This is a genomic window from Oleiphilus sp. HI0066, assembly GCF_001635725.1.
In genome coordinates this window covers 1-17,494 of the sequence record NZ_LWFH01001555.1, presented here as the reverse complement: position 1 = coordinate 17,494, position 17,494 = coordinate 1, and the positions used below count along the sequence as shown (strand labels likewise).

Annotated in this window: 17 protein-coding genes and 1 pseudogene; 10 read left to right on the top strand and 8 right to left on the bottom strand. The window is 44.8% G+C overall.

The features are described from left to right. Positions 1-2: 2 nt before the first annotated feature. The 3 genes and pseudogenes from A3738_RS24145 (at position 3) to sthA (ending at position 3,499) form a co-directional block, all read left to right on the top strand. Positions 3-1,190: a glycine betaine/L-proline ABC transporter ATP-binding protein gene (locus A3738_RS24145; protein WP_068478291.1), complete on the top strand. Its 1,188-nt coding sequence runs from the start codon at positions 3-5 to the stop codon at positions 1,188-1,190. A 120-nt stretch (positions 1,191-1,310) separates the two neighbouring features. Further along, positions 1,311-2,126 (top strand): annotated as a pseudogene (locus A3738_RS29575) (HDOD domain-containing protein). Further along, positions 2,123-3,499 carry a Si-specific NAD(P)(+) transhydrogenase gene (gene sthA, locus A3738_RS24130; RefSeq protein WP_068478225.1) on the top strand — a complete coding sequence of 459 codons (1,377 nt, stop codon included), beginning with the start codon at positions 2,123-2,125 and terminating at the stop codon, positions 3,497-3,499. The pseudogene A3738_RS29575 and the gene sthA overlap by 4 nt, the downstream one beginning before the upstream one ends. Before the next feature lie 61 nt (positions 3,500-3,560). Here sthA and A3738_RS24125 read toward each other — a convergent pair whose 3' ends face one another. Then, a complete protein-coding gene (locus A3738_RS24125; RefSeq protein WP_068478227.1) occupies positions 3,561-4,550 on the bottom strand; it encodes an SGNH/GDSL hydrolase family protein in 990 nt (329 codons plus the stop codon). Positions 4,551-4,981: 431 nt separating this feature from the next. Here A3738_RS24125 and A3738_RS24120 point away from each other — a divergent pair, with 431 nt between their 5' ends. Then, the gene (locus A3738_RS24120) at positions 4,982-5,578 is read left to right on the top strand and encodes a CAP domain-containing protein (protein WP_082878494.1); all 597 of its coding nucleotides are present in this window, start codon (positions 4,982-4,984) and stop codon (positions 5,576-5,578) included. Between the two features lie 59 nt (positions 5,579-5,637). Here A3738_RS24120 and A3738_RS24115 read toward each other — a convergent pair whose 3' ends face one another. Then, positions 5,638-6,042, bottom strand: coding sequence for an MmcQ/YjbR family DNA-binding protein (locus tag A3738_RS24115; RefSeq protein WP_068478296.1), 405 nt, complete (start codon positions 6,040-6,042; stop codon positions 5,638-5,640). A 282-nt stretch (positions 6,043-6,324) separates the two neighbouring features. Here A3738_RS24115 and A3738_RS24110 point away from each other — a divergent pair, with 282 nt between their 5' ends. The 6 genes from A3738_RS24110 (at position 6,325) to astB (ending at position 13,144) form a co-directional block, all read left to right on the top strand. Then, a complete protein-coding gene (locus A3738_RS24110) occupies positions 6,325-6,867 on the top strand; it encodes a DUF2058 domain-containing protein (RefSeq protein ID WP_068478230.1) in 543 nt (180 codons plus the stop codon). A gap of 106 nt (positions 6,868-6,973) precedes the next feature. After that, on the top strand, positions 6,974-8,197 hold the full coding sequence (locus A3738_RS24105) for an aspartate aminotransferase family protein (RefSeq protein WP_068478232.1): 1,224 nt from the start codon (positions 6,974-6,976) through the stop codon (positions 8,195-8,197). Between the two features lies 1 nt (position 8,198). After that, a complete protein-coding gene (locus A3738_RS24100) occupies positions 8,199-9,215 on the top strand; it encodes an arginine N-succinyltransferase (protein WP_068478235.1) in 1,017 nt (338 codons plus the stop codon). A gap of 28 nt (positions 9,216-9,243) precedes the next feature. Next, positions 9,244-10,278: an arginine N-succinyltransferase gene (gene astA / locus A3738_RS24095; RefSeq protein ID WP_068478236.1), complete on the top strand. Its 1,035-nt coding sequence runs from the start codon at positions 9,244-9,246 to the stop codon at positions 10,276-10,278. A 9-nt stretch (positions 10,279-10,287) separates the two neighbouring features. After that, on the top strand, positions 10,288-11,760 hold the full coding sequence (gene astD, locus A3738_RS24090) for a succinylglutamate-semialdehyde dehydrogenase (RefSeq protein WP_068478238.1): 1,473 nt from the start codon (positions 10,288-10,290) through the stop codon (positions 11,758-11,760). 46 nt (positions 11,761-11,806) lie between these two features. Next, positions 11,807-13,144: an N-succinylarginine dihydrolase gene (gene astB / locus A3738_RS24085; RefSeq protein WP_068478240.1), complete on the top strand. Its 1,338-nt coding sequence runs from the start codon at positions 11,807-11,809 to the stop codon at positions 13,142-13,144. Here the strand turns inward: astB and A3738_RS24080 are convergent. The 6 genes from A3738_RS24080 to A3738_RS32735 all read right to left on the bottom strand — a co-directional run. Continuing rightward, on the bottom strand, positions 13,115-14,149 hold the full coding sequence (locus tag A3738_RS24080) for a succinylglutamate desuccinylase (RefSeq protein ID WP_068478242.1): 1,035 nt from the start codon (positions 14,147-14,149) through the stop codon (positions 13,115-13,117). The genes astB and A3738_RS24080 overlap by 30 nt on opposite strands. Positions 14,150-14,178: 29 nt before the next feature. Continuing rightward, a complete protein-coding gene (locus A3738_RS24075) occupies positions 14,179-14,898 on the bottom strand; it encodes an ABC transporter permease (RefSeq protein ID WP_068478244.1) in 720 nt (239 codons plus the stop codon). Continuing rightward, the gene (locus tag A3738_RS24070) at positions 14,898-15,599 is read right to left on the bottom strand and encodes an ABC transporter permease (RefSeq protein WP_068478246.1); all 702 of its coding nucleotides are present in this window, start codon (positions 15,597-15,599) and stop codon (positions 14,898-14,900) included. The genes A3738_RS24075 and A3738_RS24070 overlap by 1 nt, the downstream gene beginning before the upstream one ends. A 72-nt stretch (positions 15,600-15,671) precedes the next feature. Continuing rightward, a complete protein-coding gene (locus A3738_RS24065) occupies positions 15,672-16,427 on the bottom strand; it encodes a transporter substrate-binding domain-containing protein (protein WP_068478248.1) in 756 nt (251 codons plus the stop codon). A gap of 63 nt (positions 16,428-16,490) precedes the next feature. After that, a complete protein-coding gene (locus A3738_RS24060) occupies positions 16,491-17,261 on the bottom strand; it encodes an ABC transporter ATP-binding protein (RefSeq protein WP_068478251.1) in 771 nt (256 codons plus the stop codon). An 85-nt stretch (positions 17,262-17,346) separates the two neighbouring features. After that, on the bottom strand, positions 17,347-17,494 hold a 148-nt coding region (locus A3738_RS32735), incomplete at its 5' end, for a D-arabinono-1,4-lactone oxidase (protein WP_369819830.1).

Below are 17,494 nucleotides of genomic sequence, written 5' to 3'. Positions count from 1 at the left end.
ACATGAGTGATACCTTCATTGAAATTAAATCGCTCTACAAGCTTTTCGGTGATCAAGCTGAAAAACATATGGATCTTGTTTTACAGGGGAAAACCAAAGCAGAGATTCTTGAAAAAACTGGACATACGCTTGGTCTTAAAGACATTAACATGGAGATCAAACGGGGTGAGATCTTCGTAATTATGGGGCTTTCTGGTTCTGGAAAGTCGACCTTAATTCGTCACTTTAACCGTCTGATTGAACCGAGTGCAGGGCAGATCATGTTTGATGGTGACGACGTGATGAAGCTTGATGCGAAACAGCTTCAGGAATTTCGTCGAACACGCATGTCGATGGTGTTTCAGCACTTTGGTTTGTTACCCCATAATTCGGTGATCGATAACGTCGCCTTTGGTTTGAAAACACAGGGCGTTGCGAAAGCTGAGCGACTACAGAAGGCTAAACAATGGTTAGCTGACGTCGGTTTAGAAGGGTATGAGGGACTATACCCATCACAGCTTTCAGGCGGTCAGCAGCAACGTGTTGGTCTAGCGCGAGCTTTGTGCACCGACCCAGATGTATTGTTGATGGACGAGGCTTTTTCTGCATTGGACCCTCTGATTAGAAGCGAGATGCAGGATCAATTGATTCATCTGCAAGAAAAACTCCACAAGACAATCGTTTTTATTACCCATGATTTGGACGAAGCCTTGCGTGTTGGTGATCGAATCGCGATTCTCAAAGATGGTGAGCTGGTTCAAGTCGGCGAGCCTAGTGAAATTCTTCTGCAACCCGCTGACGCCTATGTAGAAGCGTTTGTGCAAGACGTGAATCGAGCACGTGCTCTGACTGTTGAAAACGTGATGAAATCGCCAATGAATCGTATTACTGCAACTACGATCGGCGAGGCCTTAGAGCAAATGCGTAATATGCCGAAAGACTATGCCTACGTTGAATCGGATGATGGCTTTGAGGGAACTGTTCTGCAAGAGACCTTGGAGCAAGCTGTTGATAGCGAAGACGTATGTAGTTCAGAGCCTCTGACTGACGAGTACTTTGAAGAAACGGTTGAGATCTCACCTGACTCTCTTCTAGAAGAAGTTATTCCTGAAACACTCGACACTAGTCACCCTTTAGCTGTAGTCAGTGAGGAGGGAGAGCTTGAAGGTGTCTTGTCGAGAAAACGTTTAGCGAAAATTTTAGGTAGATAAACGCGTAGTCGAAAACTTGGACTAAACTCAGCTCAGTTTTAGTCCAAGCGAGGCCCGACGTTGATTACGGAAGAACAACAAGACGATGCGATATTCGAGTTATCTGCCGACTTGCGCGAAGTGGGTAAACAGATACTCAAGCTGCTGAGAAAAGGCGCTGTTGATGTGCCGCTCTTTCCCAAAATCGCAACGGACGTTATGCGTCTCGCAAAGTCTCCAGACACTGACGCAGCGACCTTAGCGGACTTAATTCAACGCCACACTACGCTGGCGGGGCACGTCATCCGTGTTGCTAATTCACCACTTTATACACCAAATGCTTCAATGGTCTCATTGCAGCAAGCCATCGCGCGCTTGGGTCTAAACGCGATATGCGAAATATCTTAGGGGATCGCCTTAAACGCGAAGCTTTTTAATGCACCAAAATTTGAAGATCGACTTGTTGCCATTTCACAGCACGGTTTTTGTTGCGCTATTTGGGCGAAAGAGCTGGCGCGAGCGCTTCAAGAGAGTGTTGAAACAGCATTTTTATGCGGCCTTTTGCATGGCATAGGTAGACCCGCATTTTTGCAATTCTATTCAGACATGAGCTCCGCCGAACAGCTCAAATTGACGCCAGCTCAGGTATTGGAATTAGAGGACGTGTTTCATCCTCTATTCGGACAAGAGATTAATAAAGCGTGGGAGATACCAGAGGCAGTGTGTGATGTTGCGCTATTTAGTCAGACGCCTTCTCAATCAGAAAAGTATCAAACCCAATGTGCATTGGTACAGGCTGCATCGTTGCTCGCCAAAGCGAGTTTAGAAGATCAAGATTTAGAACCTTTAAAAGCAAAAGCCATTTTTTCAACGCTAAATTTATACACCGATGCGCTCAACGATGTCTTGAGTAAACGTGATCACATCGTCTCAACAGTGAGGGCTAAGCAGCAATGAAGAGCTTTCATGTTGTCGTTATTGGTAGTGGCCCAGCTGGGCAGAAAGCAGCGGTTCAAGCAGCAAAAGCCGATCAGTCGGTTGCTATTATCGAACAGGACAAATTCTTAGGTGGCGCATGTGTTCATCGAGGCACTATTCCAAGTAAAACTCTGAGGGAAAATGCCTTACGTGTGAAAAAGATGCGTGAAAACGCGACGCTTTGTAATTTCGAGGTCGCTGAAGACACCGAAATGGCTACTTTGATCGACCGTCTAAATGCTGTCGTTCAATCGCATGATACCTTCATGGTGAATCAAATAGAGCGAAATATGATTACGCGTCTGCATGGGCGCGCTCATTTCGTTGATGCCAACACGCTTAGTCTTGAATCACCGAATGGGTCTACCGAATTAATTGAAGCGCAAACCTTTGTCATTGCCTCGGGTTCTGTTCCGCGTCATCCTGAAAATATCCCCGTTGATCATGAGAATATCCTAGATAGCGACTCAATTCTGAGCATGTTGTACTTGCCTCCAAGTTTGATCGTTTTGGGTGGTGGTGTCATTGCCAGCGAGTATGCCTCGATATTTCAGGCACTCGGAGTCAAGGCGATGATGATTGATCGTTATGAGCGCCCACTTGGCTTTATGGACGAAGATCTTATTGAGCGTTTTATGGGTACTTTTGCCGAAATGAGTGGCAAATGGGTGGGTGAGACGGAAGTTAGCTCTGTCGCTTGGAACGGTGTTTCTGAAGTAGTTGTCTCATGTGCTAATGGGAAAGAATATCGCAGCTCAAAGCTACTTGTGGCAGCAGGCCGTGTTGCCAATGTATCAGGCTTGAGTCTTGATAAAGCAGGCGTGGTGTTGACCAATCAAGGGCATATTCAGGTAGACAACGAGTTACGAAGTAGTGTTTCCAATATATACGCGGCTGGTGATGTAATTGGCCCGCCATCTTTGGCTTCGGCTTCGATGGAGCAGGGGCGCCGTGCAAGTCGAAATGCCTTAGGTATTAGCGTTGGTAAAATGGCAGATTTCATTCCAGCAGGTATTTACTCCATTCCTGAAATTTCAGGCATTGGGCTCACTGAACAACAGGCTAGAGCCAAGGGTGATGTCATTGTCGGTGTTGCCAAATTTGAAGAGATTTCTCGAGGTCAGATCAGTGGTATAGAAGATGGTTTGTTGAAAATCATTTGCGATGAACAAGGGAAGAAAATCTTGGGTGTTCAGATAGTTGGTGAAGGGGCTACGGAACTCGTTCATATTGGTCAGATGGCGATGCTATCCGACAGCCCTGTTGATATTTTTGTAGAGAATATTTTTAACTATCCAACACTCGCAGAAGCCTATCGTGTTGCAGCTCTATCGGTGTTAGGGCAAAGGTAAACGGATATGAATATAGATTGGGGTCAGAGTTTTTTCACTCTGATCCCAATCCAAGAGCGGATTATTGGCTCAATACAGCTTCAAGAAATTCTTGACCAGCTTGCGTGTGAACGGTACTGCTTGGGTGGAAACCATCAGAGAAAACAAATGCTGAGCAATCAGCAAGTGCGGGTACTGATTCAACACAAGGAGTTGTTGTGTTCAAACCGGCTTCTTCACCTTCTTCAATTGTACGATCTAAGAAGTCTTGTAGTGAGTATTCAATAATATCAATACCTGTTGCTGCTTCAATATTGCGAACTGATTTACGAAGTTTACGATTGAAACGATCCACAAGACTTGACACTTTTTCTGGGTACTCAAGAGCACGACGTTCGTTTTGGGGATTACCTGATGCTACAGCTGCTTGATACAGGTCGTTAACATTTGCTCTAAGAAGAGGTGTTTTGCTGATATCTGGAGCGTCTGCTACCGCGATAGCTGTTGCGCCAGTCGCGATCAAGGTTTGGATTTGATTACTGATTACATCTACTGCTGCGTCAACGCGATCCTTAGATCCTTTGCGAGCTGCCTGACGTTCTGCACCTGGAGCTGTAAATACGCCTTGTGCACGAATTTGCGCAGCAGCGTTCAAATCGTTACCACCGATAACAATAACGTATAGGCCGTTTGCATCTGCTACACCACCAGTCGACAACAAGTGCGCGCCAATCTGGATTGGAAGACTCGTGTCGTTGTTAGGATCTGATGGGATTGCGGCAGCGCCTCCGACAGCATAGTTAGTGCCGACGTTTTGGCCTAGCAACCACTTTGACGGGTTGTTTGTTAAACCCAGACCTGCAGCAAGCGCATCGGTTGCGATCGTTGCTTGTCCCGTGAACGGAGAAATATTGGTGAACTTAACTTCAACTGGCGATTGGAATACTTCCGTTAAGTTGCCAGAGTCAGACAAGCTGTCACCAAATACATACATGTTGTCATATGCGCTCGCACTTGCAGAAAGAACTGCGCCACCTAGGAAAGCGGCCATTTTTTTCATAGTAAATTTCATTTCAGTCACCTAATTATGGTTTTTATTGTTATCCAAAACTTGAATTTAATTTTTTTGGGGAAAGTCCATATTTATAAATGGCCGACTTCCACACTGTCGACATTGGAAGCTAAGTCTGCCATTACGTGAGCTTATTCGATAAATCTGAAGGCGTACTTTTTATGCTTACTGTTCGCTTTTCGCTTGTTATTTTAGTGGGTGAGTGTTGATTTGGTGGGGTTGAGGGTTGGTTCTCATTCTTTAGTTAACTTAGACGTTGATTTTTAGGCGTAATTGAATGCTAAAGAAGTCCATGCAACATTGTTTAACAATCTGTCACGCGTTGGCTATTTAGCCCCTTAGCAATTTACAAAAGCATACGGGGTAACAACGGAAGGTTTTCGTTAGTAGTGCTGAACTTAAGGGTATTCATGTATTAATACCTTTAAGCGATGTTTAAGATTCAAAATTCCCTAAAGCCTACTTCTTTACTTGCAAGTCTTACTTTACTGGCAGCGTGTTCATCTGGTGCACAAGATCAAAGTGTCGAAGTACACAACCTCAGTCAAACGGGTGCTGTTTCTCAAGGGCAAACGGCTAGTATCGAAAATCCAAGTTGCTTAACCAGTGAGTTAGATGACGAGCTATTGGTTGCTTTGAATGAGGCGCGTTCACAAGCAAGATTTTGCGGACAGGATTATTACCCCGCGGTTGGTGCGGTGACTTGGAATTGCCAGTTAGAAGATGCTGGTTTAGCGCATTCAATAGATATGGGTACCAATAATTTCTTCAGTCATACTGGTTCAAATGGTTTGCGTGTCGGTAGTCGAGCAACTCAAGCGGGCTACAACTGGACCATGGTAGGTGAAAACATCGCCGCGGGCTTCTATACCGTGCCGTCTGTCATGCAAGGTTGGTTAAATAGCCCGAGCCATTGTTCAGCGATCATGAGTCCAAATTATGAAGAAGGCGGTGTGGCCGTCTACATCGCAGACAATGCCGATTATGAAGTGTATTGGACAATGGTGCTAGGAAAGCTGATCCCTTAATGAAAATGTTTAGGCAATAAAAAAGCACCTTTATACCGGGTGCTTTTTTATTGAATTGATTAAGCCACAATTTGTAGCTCAAGTTCCTTATAGAGTTCGTCAGTTTCGTAGTCTTCTTCTAACAGCTTACGCTGAGACTTTTTCAGTTTCTTCACAACGAGTGAATAACTGTGATCGATTAGCCGCTCGATTTCAGACTCTGGAATGCTTCCATCTAAGATGAGTGTATTCCAATGGGTCTTGTTCATGTGATGCCCAGGAACAATCGATTCATACATATCTCGAAGTTCTTCGGCGTGGTGAGGGTCGCATTTGAGATTCATGTGAGGAATCCCATCTTGCTTGGTTAAGGTGGCGAACATGCTACCTTTAATTTTAGGTACTAACACCGGAGGCCCAAAAGGATAGTCTTCCCTTGCTTCTGGTTTTCCTAATAAATATGCCTTTGCAGCTTCATAATTCATAGCTGTTTCTCCATTGCGATGTCTTATCGTTTTATGAGCAACAAACAACTACAGGTTGCTAAAAATATGGGTGACTCGAGGTCACAAAATTTTTTTTTCTCACGCTCAGTATAGACCCTGTTACACTTCTGTGTGGCGGATCGTACATTCTGTTACGTTTTTAAACATAAAGCCTTTCTAACTGAGATCGAGATCAAGGTTTAATCTGGAAGACTGTGTAGTTGGTGCGTTTAATTTGATGCACATATCATTTCTTATTGATGGATTGTTAGGAGTCAAAAAATGGCTAAGTCCCTGCAAGAGCAGTTGTTGGGTGCGGGTTTGGTAGACAAAAAGAAAGCCAAAGCCATTAAGCAAGAACAAAGAAAGACTAAAAAGCAAAAGGGTAGAGTGGGCTTGGAGTCTGAGGCAAACGAGAAGAAGCAACGTCTAGACCAAGAGCGTCAAGCGAAAGCGGAGAGAGATCGCGAACTTAACGCAGAGCGCAATGAAGAGTTAAAAGAGCGCGAAATTATCGCGCAGGTCAAACAATTGATCTCGGTCAATAAGTTGAGTGTTGATGGTGAGTTAGGATACCAATTCGCAGATGGTTCCAAAATTCAAAAACTCTATGTCGATGAGGCTAGTCAAACAGCTTTAGCCAAAGGGCGACTTTCTATCGTGCGCGATGCACAAAGTTATGCAGTGGTAGCCAGCCAAGTCGCAGAAAAAATTAAACAACGCAAGCCAGAGTTTGTTGTTGTGTTGAACGAAAAGGCATCTCAAGAAGTTGATGAAGATGATCCTTATAAGGATTATCAAATCCCTGACGATTTAATGTGGTAAATCGCCTGATTTTTTATATTTGCGCTATCTTTAGTGCAGCGTTACAACTCGTCGCTTTTACTGGGCTTGTAAGACGGCGATTGACAATGATAGGTAGAAGATAAATATGTCTGAGAATACTCCATTAGATAGAAGTGTTTTTGATCAAGTAATGGTGCCGAATTACGCACCCTCGGCCGTGATTCCTGTTAAAGGGGCCGGTTCTCGTGTTTGGGATCAAAACGGTCGTGAGTATATTGATTTTGCGGGCGGCATAGCAGTGAGTGCTTTAGGGCATACGCATCCGAGACTTGTTAGCACCTTAAAAGAGCAAGCTGAGAAGCTATGGCATGTCAGTAATGTGATGACAAATGAACCAGCGTTGCGTTTAGCGAGCTTGCTGACAGAACGAACATTTGCAGAACGAGTGTTCTTTGCGAACTCAGGAGCAGAGGCAAATGAAGCTGCATTTAAGTTAGTGCGTAAATACGCGCATGATCACTACGGCGAAGATAAAAACGAAATTCTATCTTTCTACAGCAGTTTTCATGGCCGTACATTGTTCACAGTTTCTGTAGGAGGCCAAGCTAAATATACGGAAGGGTTTGAGCCTGTTCCTGGCGGTATTACGCACGCGAACTATAACGATCTAGCTAGTGTTGAAGCGGTGATTTCAGATAAAACCTGCGCGGTTGTGATCGAGCCAGTGCAAGGTGAGGGCGGTGTGATGCCGGCTGATCCTGAGTTTCTTAAAGGTCTACGCGCTTTGTGTGATAAGCACAATGCTCTATTAGTGTTTGATGAAATTCAAACGGGTGTCGGACGTTCTGGTGAGCTTTATGCGTATATGAAGTATGGCGTGATGCCTGACATTCTTACGACCGCAAAGTCTCTTGGTGGTGGTTTTCCGGTAGCGGCGATGCTTACGACCGAAAGTATTGCTCAAAGTTTTGGCATTGGAACGCACGGTAGTACATACGGCGGTAATCCTTTGGCATGTGCCGTGGCAGAAGCATTATTGCTCGAGCTTGAAGAGAAAAAAGTGATCGAGCAGGTCCCAGAAAAGAACGCACGTTTTGTGAATGCTTTGGAAGAGATTAATGCTGAATTCCAAGTGTTTAAAGAGATTAGAAGTTGCGGCTTATTAATTGGCTGCGAGATGAATGAGAAATATCAAGGTAAAGCGAAAGACATTATGGCTAAAGCGATGGAGCAAGGCTTGATGGCCTTGATCGCAGGTCCAAATGTACTTCGCTTAGCGCCATCATTGATTATCGCGGACAAGGATATCGATGAAGGTATGGCTTTACTTAGAACGGCTGTAAGGGAATTCGTTAATACGGAGGTGTAGAATGCACCTAGTGCGTCCATGCACACTTGATGATCTAAGCAGTATTGAATCGCTAGTTCGTGATAACCAAGCACGAATAGCGTCTCTTCCTCGGAAACGAGCTCGATTAGCGGAGCGCATTGAACAATCAATGCGTTCTTTTCAGTCCCCAAATTCGCCCAGCGATGAGGGGAAGTTCTTTTTATTTGTTCTAGAAAATACTCAAACAGGAGAGCTTGTTGCCTGTTCGGGTATTGCTATGAATAACGAACTTAAGCGACCGTTTTATAACTATCGTTTGGGTGAGCTTATTCATGCCTCAGAAGAATTTGACATTCATACGCCAGTGTCTGTCTTGCATTTAACGCATGAGTTGACCGGCCGAAATGTCTTGTGTTCATTGGCTATACGCGATGACTTGGTTGATACAGATTGTTTTCAACTCATTGCGCGTGCTCGGTTGATGTTTATGCGTCAATTTGCCGAGTACTTTAGTGATCAGGTTGTCGTTGAATTGCAGGGTGTTTATGGCGAAAAAGGGCAGTCTGTATTTTGGGATGATTTAGGACGAAATTTCTTCAACATGGATTTCGCAAATGCGAATTATCATGTCGCGACAAAGAGTCGTACTTTTCTTGCAGAGCTGATGCCCGCGCACCCAATCTACGTGACGATGCTGTCTGAGCGAGCTCAAGCCGTATTAGGAAAATATGATCAGCATGCTGAGCCGGTTCATTCTTTGTTAATGAATGAAGGATTTAAGACATCCTCATTTGTCGATATTTTTGATGGCGGCCCGGTTTTATTGGGTCGCCTTGAAAAGTTGCGCACTTTCAATCAAGCACATCAAAAAACCACGCATATTGGTGAGGTAACGGCTGGGTCACCACATTTAGTCTGTAACGATCAGTTTGAAGATTTTCGATGCGGACTTGTTCCTTTGCCTGGGGGCACTCATGACGTGGTCCGTGTTAGTCAATCTGATATATCTGCCTTGAATTTGAATGGTGGCGCTGAATATTTCTTCAGTGCTCTTTAGTAGCTTTCTGTCTTAGGAGAGTAACTCAATGATGGTGATTCGACCTATCCATGGTCATGATCTGCAAGCGCTTGTTGACCTAGCTGAAGGGGCTGGAGTCGGCGTGACGACTTTACCTAAAAATCCCCCTTTGCTAGAGCAACGGATTTTCAATTCGGTACGCTCTTTTCGCTGCTCTCAACCTAAAGAACGCGGAAACTATGTTTTTGCTCTTGAGGATACCGAGACAGGAAAGGTGGTCGGAGTCAGTGCTATTGAAGCAGCCATTGGCCTCGAACAGGTTTGGTACAATTATAGAATCTCAAAAGTTATTCACGCTTCACGAGAAATTGGTGTGCATACATCAAACGACATGCTCGTGATATCGAATGATTTAACCGGAGTGTCTGAACTGTGCACACTGTTTTTAGATGCTAGCGCGCGGTCAGGGAACAATGGTCGTTTATTGTCGAAGTGTCGCCTTCTCTTTTTAGCCGAGTTCAAAGAGTATTTTAGTGAAAAAGTGATTGCAGAGATGCGTGGCTACTCTGATGAGAATGGCATCTCTCCATTTTGGGAATCCTTAGGTAAGAAGTTTTTTCAAATGGAATTTTCTTTAGCGGATTATCAAGTCGGGCTTGGTAACAAAGAATTAGTCGCAGAGCTGATGCCCAAGTACCCCATTTATTTGTTCTCTCTTACTAAAGAGGCGCGTGCAGTGATTGGCAAAACGCATGACAACACGCGTCCAGCATTAGAAATGCTCAAGAAAGAGGGTTTTCATTTCAATCAATTGATAGACATTTTCGATGGTGGCCCAGTCGTTGAGAGCTTCGTTGAAGATGTGCGCGGCGTTAGTGAAAGTGTGCTTTTGCCTTATCGCGTAGATACTAACTATGACGCTGAAATTGGTGCCCGTGACGATTGGGTTGTGTCTAATCGGCGGATGGAACATTTCCGTACAATTCTTGTCAGTAAAGATCAGATTCACGCTGATCATATAAGACTAAGTTCAGAACAATTCGATGCTTTGAATATCGATGATCAAGCTGAGCTTAGAGCTGTCCCACTTCGTTATATTTAGGATAAAGCTATGAGCCAATTAGGAGCTTTCATTGCAGGACAGTGGCATCACTGTTCAGGACCATCGTTAGCTAGCCATAATCCTTTTAATGGTGAGCTTGTTTGGCAGGCAAATAGCGCAAATAGCGATGATGTATCGCGTTCTGTTGAAGCGGCGAGAGAAGCGTTTTCAAGTTGGGGGCGCACCGCATTCGATGAACGTGTGGCTTTAGTAGAAAAGTTTAAAGAATGCCTTCAGGCACGCAGTGAAGAGTTAGCGATCGCGATCGGTAAAGAGACAGGCAAGCCATTGTGGGATGCGAGAACCGAAGTCGGCGCGATGGTTGGCAAGGTCGCTATTTCTCAGCAGGCCTATTTAGATCGTACAGGACATTCAAGTAAGGAATTGCCAGCAGGCTTGTCTTCTTTAAGGCATCGGCCGCATGGTGTTGTCGCGGTTTTTGGACCTTATAATTTCCCTGGCCATCTACCAAACGGACATATTGTGCCTGCGTTATTAGCCGGCAATACGGTTGTCTTCAAACCAAGTGAACAGTGCCCTTTGGTTGCGCAAATTACTTTAGAAATTTGGATTGAGGCCGGTTTACCTGAAGGAGTGATTAATCTCGTCCAAGGCGAACGACTAACCGGTGAAGCGCTCGCACAACATCCGGATATAGATGGACTGTTTTTTACAGGAAGCTCCAGAACCGGAGCCATTCTTCACCAACAATGGGCAGGTCAGCCCGCCAAGATCCTTGCTTTAGAAATGGGAGGCAACAATCCACTGATTGTTGATCGTGATAGCCCTATTGAGGCGACTGTCCATCACTTATTATTTTCGAGTTTTGTCTCAGCTGGTCAGCGCTGCACATGTGCTCGACGCGTTTTTATTCCGACTGGTGAGTACGGCGATCAGCTTGTATCTTCGTTAATTAGCTCAACACGCGCATTACAGGTTGGCGCATTTGATGCAGAACCTCAGCCTTTTATGGGATGCCTGGTTTCGGAAGGCGCAGCGCAAAGTATCGTGTCGGCTTATCAGAATTTATTGAGTATCGGCGCTAAACCCTTATTGGAACTCGCAAGAGATAATGAGGTGCCAGCGATGCTGCGTCCTTGTATCGTCGATGTGACGGGGCTTGACGTACCTGATGAAGAATATTTTGGTCCTTTGATGCAAGTCATTCGTTATGAGAACTATGAAGACGCGATCAAGCAAGCGAACGCCACGCGTTTCGGACTGGCGGCAGGTTTAATTAGTGAGAACGAATCACTATGGCAAGACTTTTTGCTAGATAGCCGTGCTGGTATCGTAAATTGGAATATGCCTCTTACCGGAGCAAGCAGTGCTGCACCATTTGGTGGTATCGGTGAGAGTGGCAACCATCGAGCAAGTGCGTTGTATGCAGCAGATTATTGCGCGTATCCTGTTGCATCAATGGAATCTAAACAAGCAAATGTACCGGCAACATTATCGCCCGGTATGACTTTGAAACCTTAATAAGTTCTTAACTACGTAAATCGCAATGGATGAGCAGAGGTAAGCAATGAAGGCATATGAAGTAAATTTTGATGGGCTTGTGGGTCCTACTCATAATTATTCTGGCTTGTCGTTTGGCAACATCGCTTCAGAGCAAAGCCTAAAAGATGTATCTAACCCTAAGTTGGCAGCTCAGCAAGGCTTGGCGAAAATGAAAGCCTTATCCGACAAAGGATTGAAGCAAGGTATTTTATTGCCTCACCATCGCCCTGAGATTGATTTGTTACGACAACTTGGTTTCGCGGGTAGCGATGCGCAAGTGCTTGCGCGTGCAGCCAAAGAAGCTCCTGTAATTTTGGGATCGGTGTATTCTGCCTCATGCATGTGGACGGCGAATGCCGCAACGGTGTCTCCAAGTGCTGATAGCCGTGATGGACGAGTACATTTCACGGCGGCTAATTTGAACGCCAAGCTCCACCGAGCGATTGAACACAAAACAACGAGTCGTATGCTCCAAGCGATCTTTTGTAATGAGAGCTTTTTTGCGCATCATGCTGCTTTGCCTAGTGTGAGTCAGTTAGGCGACGAGGGCGCTGCAAATCACACGCGCTTTTGCTCAGAGTATGACAAGCGCGGCGTGCAACTTTTTGCATACGGTCGGACCGCATTTAATGAGTCGGAATTAAAACCTAAGCGATATCCTGCACGTCAAACTTTAGAGGCTTGCCAAGCCGTTGCACGATTGCACGAGTTAGATGATGCGAACGTTGTATACGCTCAGCAAAAGCCAAGCACGATTGATGCTGGCGTGTTTCATAACGATGTTATTTCTGTAGGAAATAGAGATGTATTTTTCTGTCATGAACAAGCTTTCTTGAATCAAGATCAGGTATTTGCTGAGTTGCAGAAAAAGCTTGGGGATACAGAGCTGAAAGTTATTTTAGTGCCTGAGAGTGAAGTTCCGCTTGCAGATGCGGTTTCTAGCTACTTGTTTAACAGTCAGCTATTAAGTATTTCGGATGACAAAATGGCCTTAGTCGTGCCATCAGAGTGCGACTCTACACCTTCAGTTGCCGCCTATTTGAAGCGTCTTGTTAAAGCGGATAATCCGATTGCAGAAGTCATGAGCTTTGATTTAAAACAAAGTATGAAAAACGGAGGTGGCCCAGCATGTCTTCGTTTGCGCGTGGCACTAAATGAAAATGAGCTAGCAGCGATTCACCCGGGTGTCCTGTTTACAGATCAACTATACGAAACGCTGATGGCATGGACCGAACGTCATTATCGCGATCAACTAGCGCAGAGCGATTTGGCTGACCCACGTCTGATTGATGAATCTAAAACTGCATTAGATGAGCTAACGCAACTACTTGGTTTACCCGCTATTTATGCGTTTCAGCATTAGGCCTGCGCGCTGACCGATCGGCACTTTGCTGTTTGGAAAAATTAGAAGCTCTTCTGTGTTCTCCACTTCATAAATTTTGAGTGGAGACTTTTCCATTATCGTCCCCTGATTGTAGCGCGAGAAATTAGGGGCACCTTCATCAACATACAATACATATTCTGTATGGTCTACGATCAGCTCATGACACACTTCGAATTCATTGAGTTGATCTTGCGCGACAGTTATGAGCTCACCACAGATCATTGATTTAAGACATTGATAAGTGTTTGCGTATTCGCTGAGTTTGTTGAGCCCAAATGGGTACACTTTACCTAGCTCAACCGTGTATGCATCGGTGTTAAAGCTGCGCGCGGTAAAAGAAGAAAACGTTGTTGCTGGCTTATGCTGATAGACCAGTGCCGTACAGCCAAGTGCAGATAGAATCCCACGAGCTTCATCTGAAACATTGTTAGCGTGCTCGGTTTTAGGTTTGAGCGCGAAGCGTTCAACATAGGAATCGCGAATTGCGGTGTGAAGATCTAAGTGTTGGCTGAGGCCATAATCTTCAGCGAATTCAGAGACATATCTCTCTAGTAGTTTTGCTCTTCTAGCATCAATGCTCCCACAAAAATTATCTTCATTGTGAACTCCCATAAACAGCCGATTCATATTGAACTCGATAAAGCGGCTTGCTTTGCGCATTGCTTTGGGGTGCCCAAGTATTAAAAGAGTGGGGCGGGCTATGGAGATGTCTTTGCTAAGAAGCTCTGTAACGAGTTGATCAATTAACTCTATTGGAGCCGTTTCATTTCCGTGAATACCAGCAGATAGCAATAGACCTTGATGCTGCGCCGCTGTTTGAGTTTTGTTTTGCTTCGGAATAAGTCGCAGCATGCCTTCGGCGAGTAGTTGTGCCGTGAAACAAGAAGTCTCATACGTAGCTGAATTTGTTTTAGCTGGATCTTGAGACAAGGTATGTGACAGAAATGAGTTCGCTGGAGAAAAGAGCGAGTTCAAATCTGTCATAGGAGCACACCTCAGTGGCGATCTTTTGATTAAGAGAGCGGCTTAGTATGCGCCATGATTTTATCTTCAACTTTTCGGAAGATATAAATCAAGGTAAATGTCATGCAGAGGTAAATAGCCGCAACGAATAGGAAAGCTTCAAATGGCGCATAATAGCGCGCGTAGATATCACGAGCTGCACCGGTCAAATCGACGATTGTTACGACGCTGGCAATTGAACTGGCGTGAAGCATAAAGATCACTTCATTGGCATAAGCTGGTAATGCTCGGCGCATCGCTCCAGGCAGAATAATACGGCGCATTCGTTTAGCGACACCCATACCATAGGCTTTTGCAGCTTCAATTTCGCCACGAGGTGTTGCCTCAATGGCGCCTCTAAAAATTTCTGTTGTATAGGCCGCCGTATTCAATACAAACGCTATCAAGCAAGGGTAAAAGGCCTCTGAAAGTATGTCCCACAAGAATGTTTGCTGAATGCCTGTGATCTGCGCAGTGCCGTAATAAATAAGGTAAAGCTGAACAAGTAGGGGGGTTCCTCTAAAAAAGTAAACAAATGCCCAAATAGGAAGGTTGATCCACTTGTTTTTCGAGGTTCGCAAAATAGCTAAAGGCAAAGAGATAACAAAGCCAATAAGCAGAGAAAGAAATACCAATTGCACTGTGGTCACAAAGCCTGACCAGTAGTGCATCAAAGTAGGCGGGTTAAAAATACTATTGTCTGCAAACAGACTTAAAAACGCTTCCATCATTAAGCCCTCGTTGTTCCGGCACTGTATTTAATTTTCAGTCTGTTGAGTAATAACTCTGAGACCGCTGTGAGGGATAAGTACACAAGCGCAACAGGGATTAAGAAAGTAAAGGGTTCGTGCACAGCTTTGGCTGCCTCGGAAGCAAGACGCACCATATCAGCTAGACCAATGATCGATACAAGTGCAGTGGTTTTCAGCATAACAAGCCAATTGTTACCTAGGCCAGGTAGTGCATGACGCATCATTTGAGGAAACGAGATGCGGCTAAATACTTGCCATCGAGTCATACCGTAGGCATATCCGGCTTCTATTTGACCTGCATTTACGGACTGAAATGCGCCACGAAATGTTTCTGCCATATAGGCACCAAAGATAAAGCCAATGGTGACAACTCCGGCAATAAATTCATCGATGTTAAAAAAGACATCGATATCAAATTCTTCATATAACCAATCTGAGAACTCATTCATCATCATTTGACCGCCAAAGAAGATGAGTAACATCAGTACAAGATCGGGAACGCCTCGAATTACGGTGGTGTATACCGTTGCGATAGCGCGAGGAATAGGGTTGCTTGAAAGTTTGGCGATCGCGCCGAGTAGCCCTAAAAATAAAGCCACAAGCAATGATAATACGGCTACTTCGATGGTTAAAATAGCGCCCTGAAATATAGATGGGCCGTAACCGTGAAGATCTATCATTGAGTAAGTTCCGTGAAAATTAATCGTCAATCAGACGTCAGGCATATAGCGCCTGACATCTGACTTTTAGCATTAAATCTTAATGCTGTAAGAGAAGTACTTGTTCATGATCTCATCGTAAGTACCGTCTTCTTTGAGCTTTTTAAGCGCAGCATTGAATTTTTCAGCAAGGTCTTTGTCACGCTTGCGGAATGCAGCGCCAACGCCCTCACCACCAACTTGCATGGTGTCGCCGACTGACTGGTAGTTTTCATCTTTAAGGATGGTTGATTCACCTACTGGGAAGTCTAGGAATACTAAGTCTAGACGGCCACCTGTTAGATCAAGAACAAGGTCGTCAGCCGTGGTGTAACGCTTGATTTCAACAGTGTCTGCGCCGATATCTTTTGTCACGTAATCATCTTGAACTGTGCCACGCTGAACGCCAACGCGAAGGCCTTTGAAGGCAGCCTTGTCAGTCACGTCCAGATCAGTACCTTTTTTACCAAACCATGCAGAAGGTGTGTTGTAGTAACCTTCAGAGAACAATACTTTTTCAGCACGCTCAGGAGTGATAGACATAGAAGAGAAGATAACGTCGTATTTACGCGCTAAAAGTCCTGGAATAATGCCGTCCCAAGCTTGGATAACCCACTCACATTCCGCTTTGATTTCAGCACATACAGCGTTGCCAAGGTCAATTTCGAAACCAGTAAGCGTGCCGTCTGGCGCTTTATATTCGAACGGCTCGTAAGGTACATCAACAGCTAACTTTAGTTTGTCAGCTGCGAAACCAATGCTGCTGCTCGCAGCTAAGATACAACCCATTAATAGCGATAGTTTTTTCATAGTGAGGTCTTCCTCTTATTTAATGTCAGCTCTCTAAAGGGAGCAGTTTGTTTGTACTGAATATTAGTACTTCGGTTGAAGAAACTGTTTCACACGTTCTGAATCAGGATCTTCAAAAACTTTTTTAGGTGTTCCTTGCTCTTCAATTTTTCCGTCATGCAAAAATACAACTTGTGACGACACATCGCGCGCGAAGGCCATTTCGTGTGTCACGACAATCATGGTGCGGCCCTCTTCAGCCAAGCTGCGCATGACCTTTAATACTTCACCGACGAGTTCTGGGTCGAGTGCAGATGTCGGCTCATCAAATAGCAGTACTTCTGGTTCCATCGCTAATGCGCGAGCAATTGCTGCACGTTGCTGCTGGCCACCAGACATCTGACTAGGATAGTAGTCGCGACGCTCGTAGATGCCTACTTTGTTTAAGAGCTCTGTAGCGTGTTCAATGGCTTGTTTCTTAGGAATACCTAATACATTGATCGGTGCTTCGATGATGTTTTCTAGCACTGTCATGTGAGACCACAAATTAAAACCTTGAAATACCATAGATAGCTTCGAACGCATCTGTTCGACTTGCTTGGTGTCGGCTGGCATTCGTTCGCCGCGTTTATTGGTTTTGAATTTGACGGTGTCGCCGAGAAGTTGGATATCACCTGAGGTAGGAATTTCTAAGAGATTGATGCAGCGAAGGAAGGTACTTTTGCCTGAACCTGATGAACCGATCATCGAAATGACGTCACCTTTTTGGGCTTCTAATGACACACCTTTTAATACTTTGTGGCTATTAAAACTTTTATGGATGTCCGTAACCACCAGCGGTGCGTCTTGACTCATTCTTGGCTCCGTTGCCTACATTCAATTTCAGTGTTTAAAAATAAACTACAGAGGCAGTGGAAGCAAATTTATGGCCAATAAATACTTAGGCTTTAAGCATTGTTTTTAAATAGGGGTTCAATAGCTGATCATCTGGATCTAGGGCCTGACGCACTTGTTTAAAATCTTCCCAGCGCTCGTATGCGTTTGCACATTGTTCTGGCGTAAAGGTGTTGAGCTTGCCCCAATGTGGG

Excerpts from the sequence above, each read along its gene's own strand:
- A3738_RS24145 (WP_068478291.1), top strand. The coding sequence starts at position 3 with ATGAGTGATACCTTCATTGAAATTAAATCGCTCTACAAGCTTTTCGGT.
- sthA (WP_068478225.1), top strand. The coding sequence starts at position 2,123 with ATGAAGAGCTTTCATGTTGTCGTTATTGGTAGTGGCCCAGCTGGGCAG.
- A3738_RS24125 (WP_068478227.1), bottom strand. The coding sequence starts at position 4,550 with ATGAAATTTACTATGAAAAAAATGGCCGCTTTCCTAGGTGGCGCAGTT.
- A3738_RS24120 (WP_082878494.1), top strand. The coding sequence starts at position 4,982 with ATGTTTAAGATTCAAAATTCCCTAAAGCCTACTTCTTTACTTGCAAGT.
- A3738_RS24115 (WP_068478296.1), bottom strand. The coding sequence starts at position 6,042 with ATGAATTATGAAGCTGCAAAGGCATATTTATTAGGAAAACCAGAAGCA.
- A3738_RS24110 (WP_068478230.1), top strand. The coding sequence starts at position 6,325 with ATGGCTAAGTCCCTGCAAGAGCAGTTGTTGGGTGCGGGTTTGGTAGAC.
- A3738_RS24105 (WP_068478232.1), top strand. The coding sequence starts at position 6,974 with ATGTCTGAGAATACTCCATTAGATAGAAGTGTTTTTGATCAAGTAATG.
- A3738_RS24100 (WP_068478235.1), top strand. The coding sequence starts at position 8,199 with ATGCACCTAGTGCGTCCATGCACACTTGATGATCTAAGCAGTATTGAA.
- astA (WP_068478236.1), top strand. The coding sequence starts at position 9,244 with ATGATGGTGATTCGACCTATCCATGGTCATGATCTGCAAGCGCTTGTT.
- astD (WP_068478238.1), top strand. The coding sequence starts at position 10,288 with ATGAGCCAATTAGGAGCTTTCATTGCAGGACAGTGGCATCACTGTTCA.
- astB (WP_068478240.1), top strand. The coding sequence starts at position 11,807 with ATGAAGGCATATGAAGTAAATTTTGATGGGCTTGTGGGTCCTACTCAT.
- A3738_RS24080 (WP_068478242.1), bottom strand. The coding sequence starts at position 14,149 with ATGACAGATTTGAACTCGCTCTTTTCTCCAGCGAACTCATTTCTGTCA.
- A3738_RS24075 (WP_068478244.1), bottom strand. The coding sequence starts at position 14,898 with ATGATGGAAGCGTTTTTAAGTCTGTTTGCAGACAATAGTATTTTTAAC.
- A3738_RS24070 (WP_068478246.1), bottom strand. The coding sequence starts at position 15,599 with ATGATAGATCTTCACGGTTACGGCCCATCTATATTTCAGGGCGCTATT.
- A3738_RS24065 (WP_068478248.1), bottom strand. The coding sequence starts at position 16,427 with ATGAAAAAACTATCGCTATTAATGGGTTGTATCTTAGCTGCGAGCAGC.
- A3738_RS24060 (WP_068478251.1), bottom strand. The coding sequence starts at position 17,261 with ATGAGTCAAGACGCACCGCTGGTGGTTACGGACATCCATAAAAGTTTT.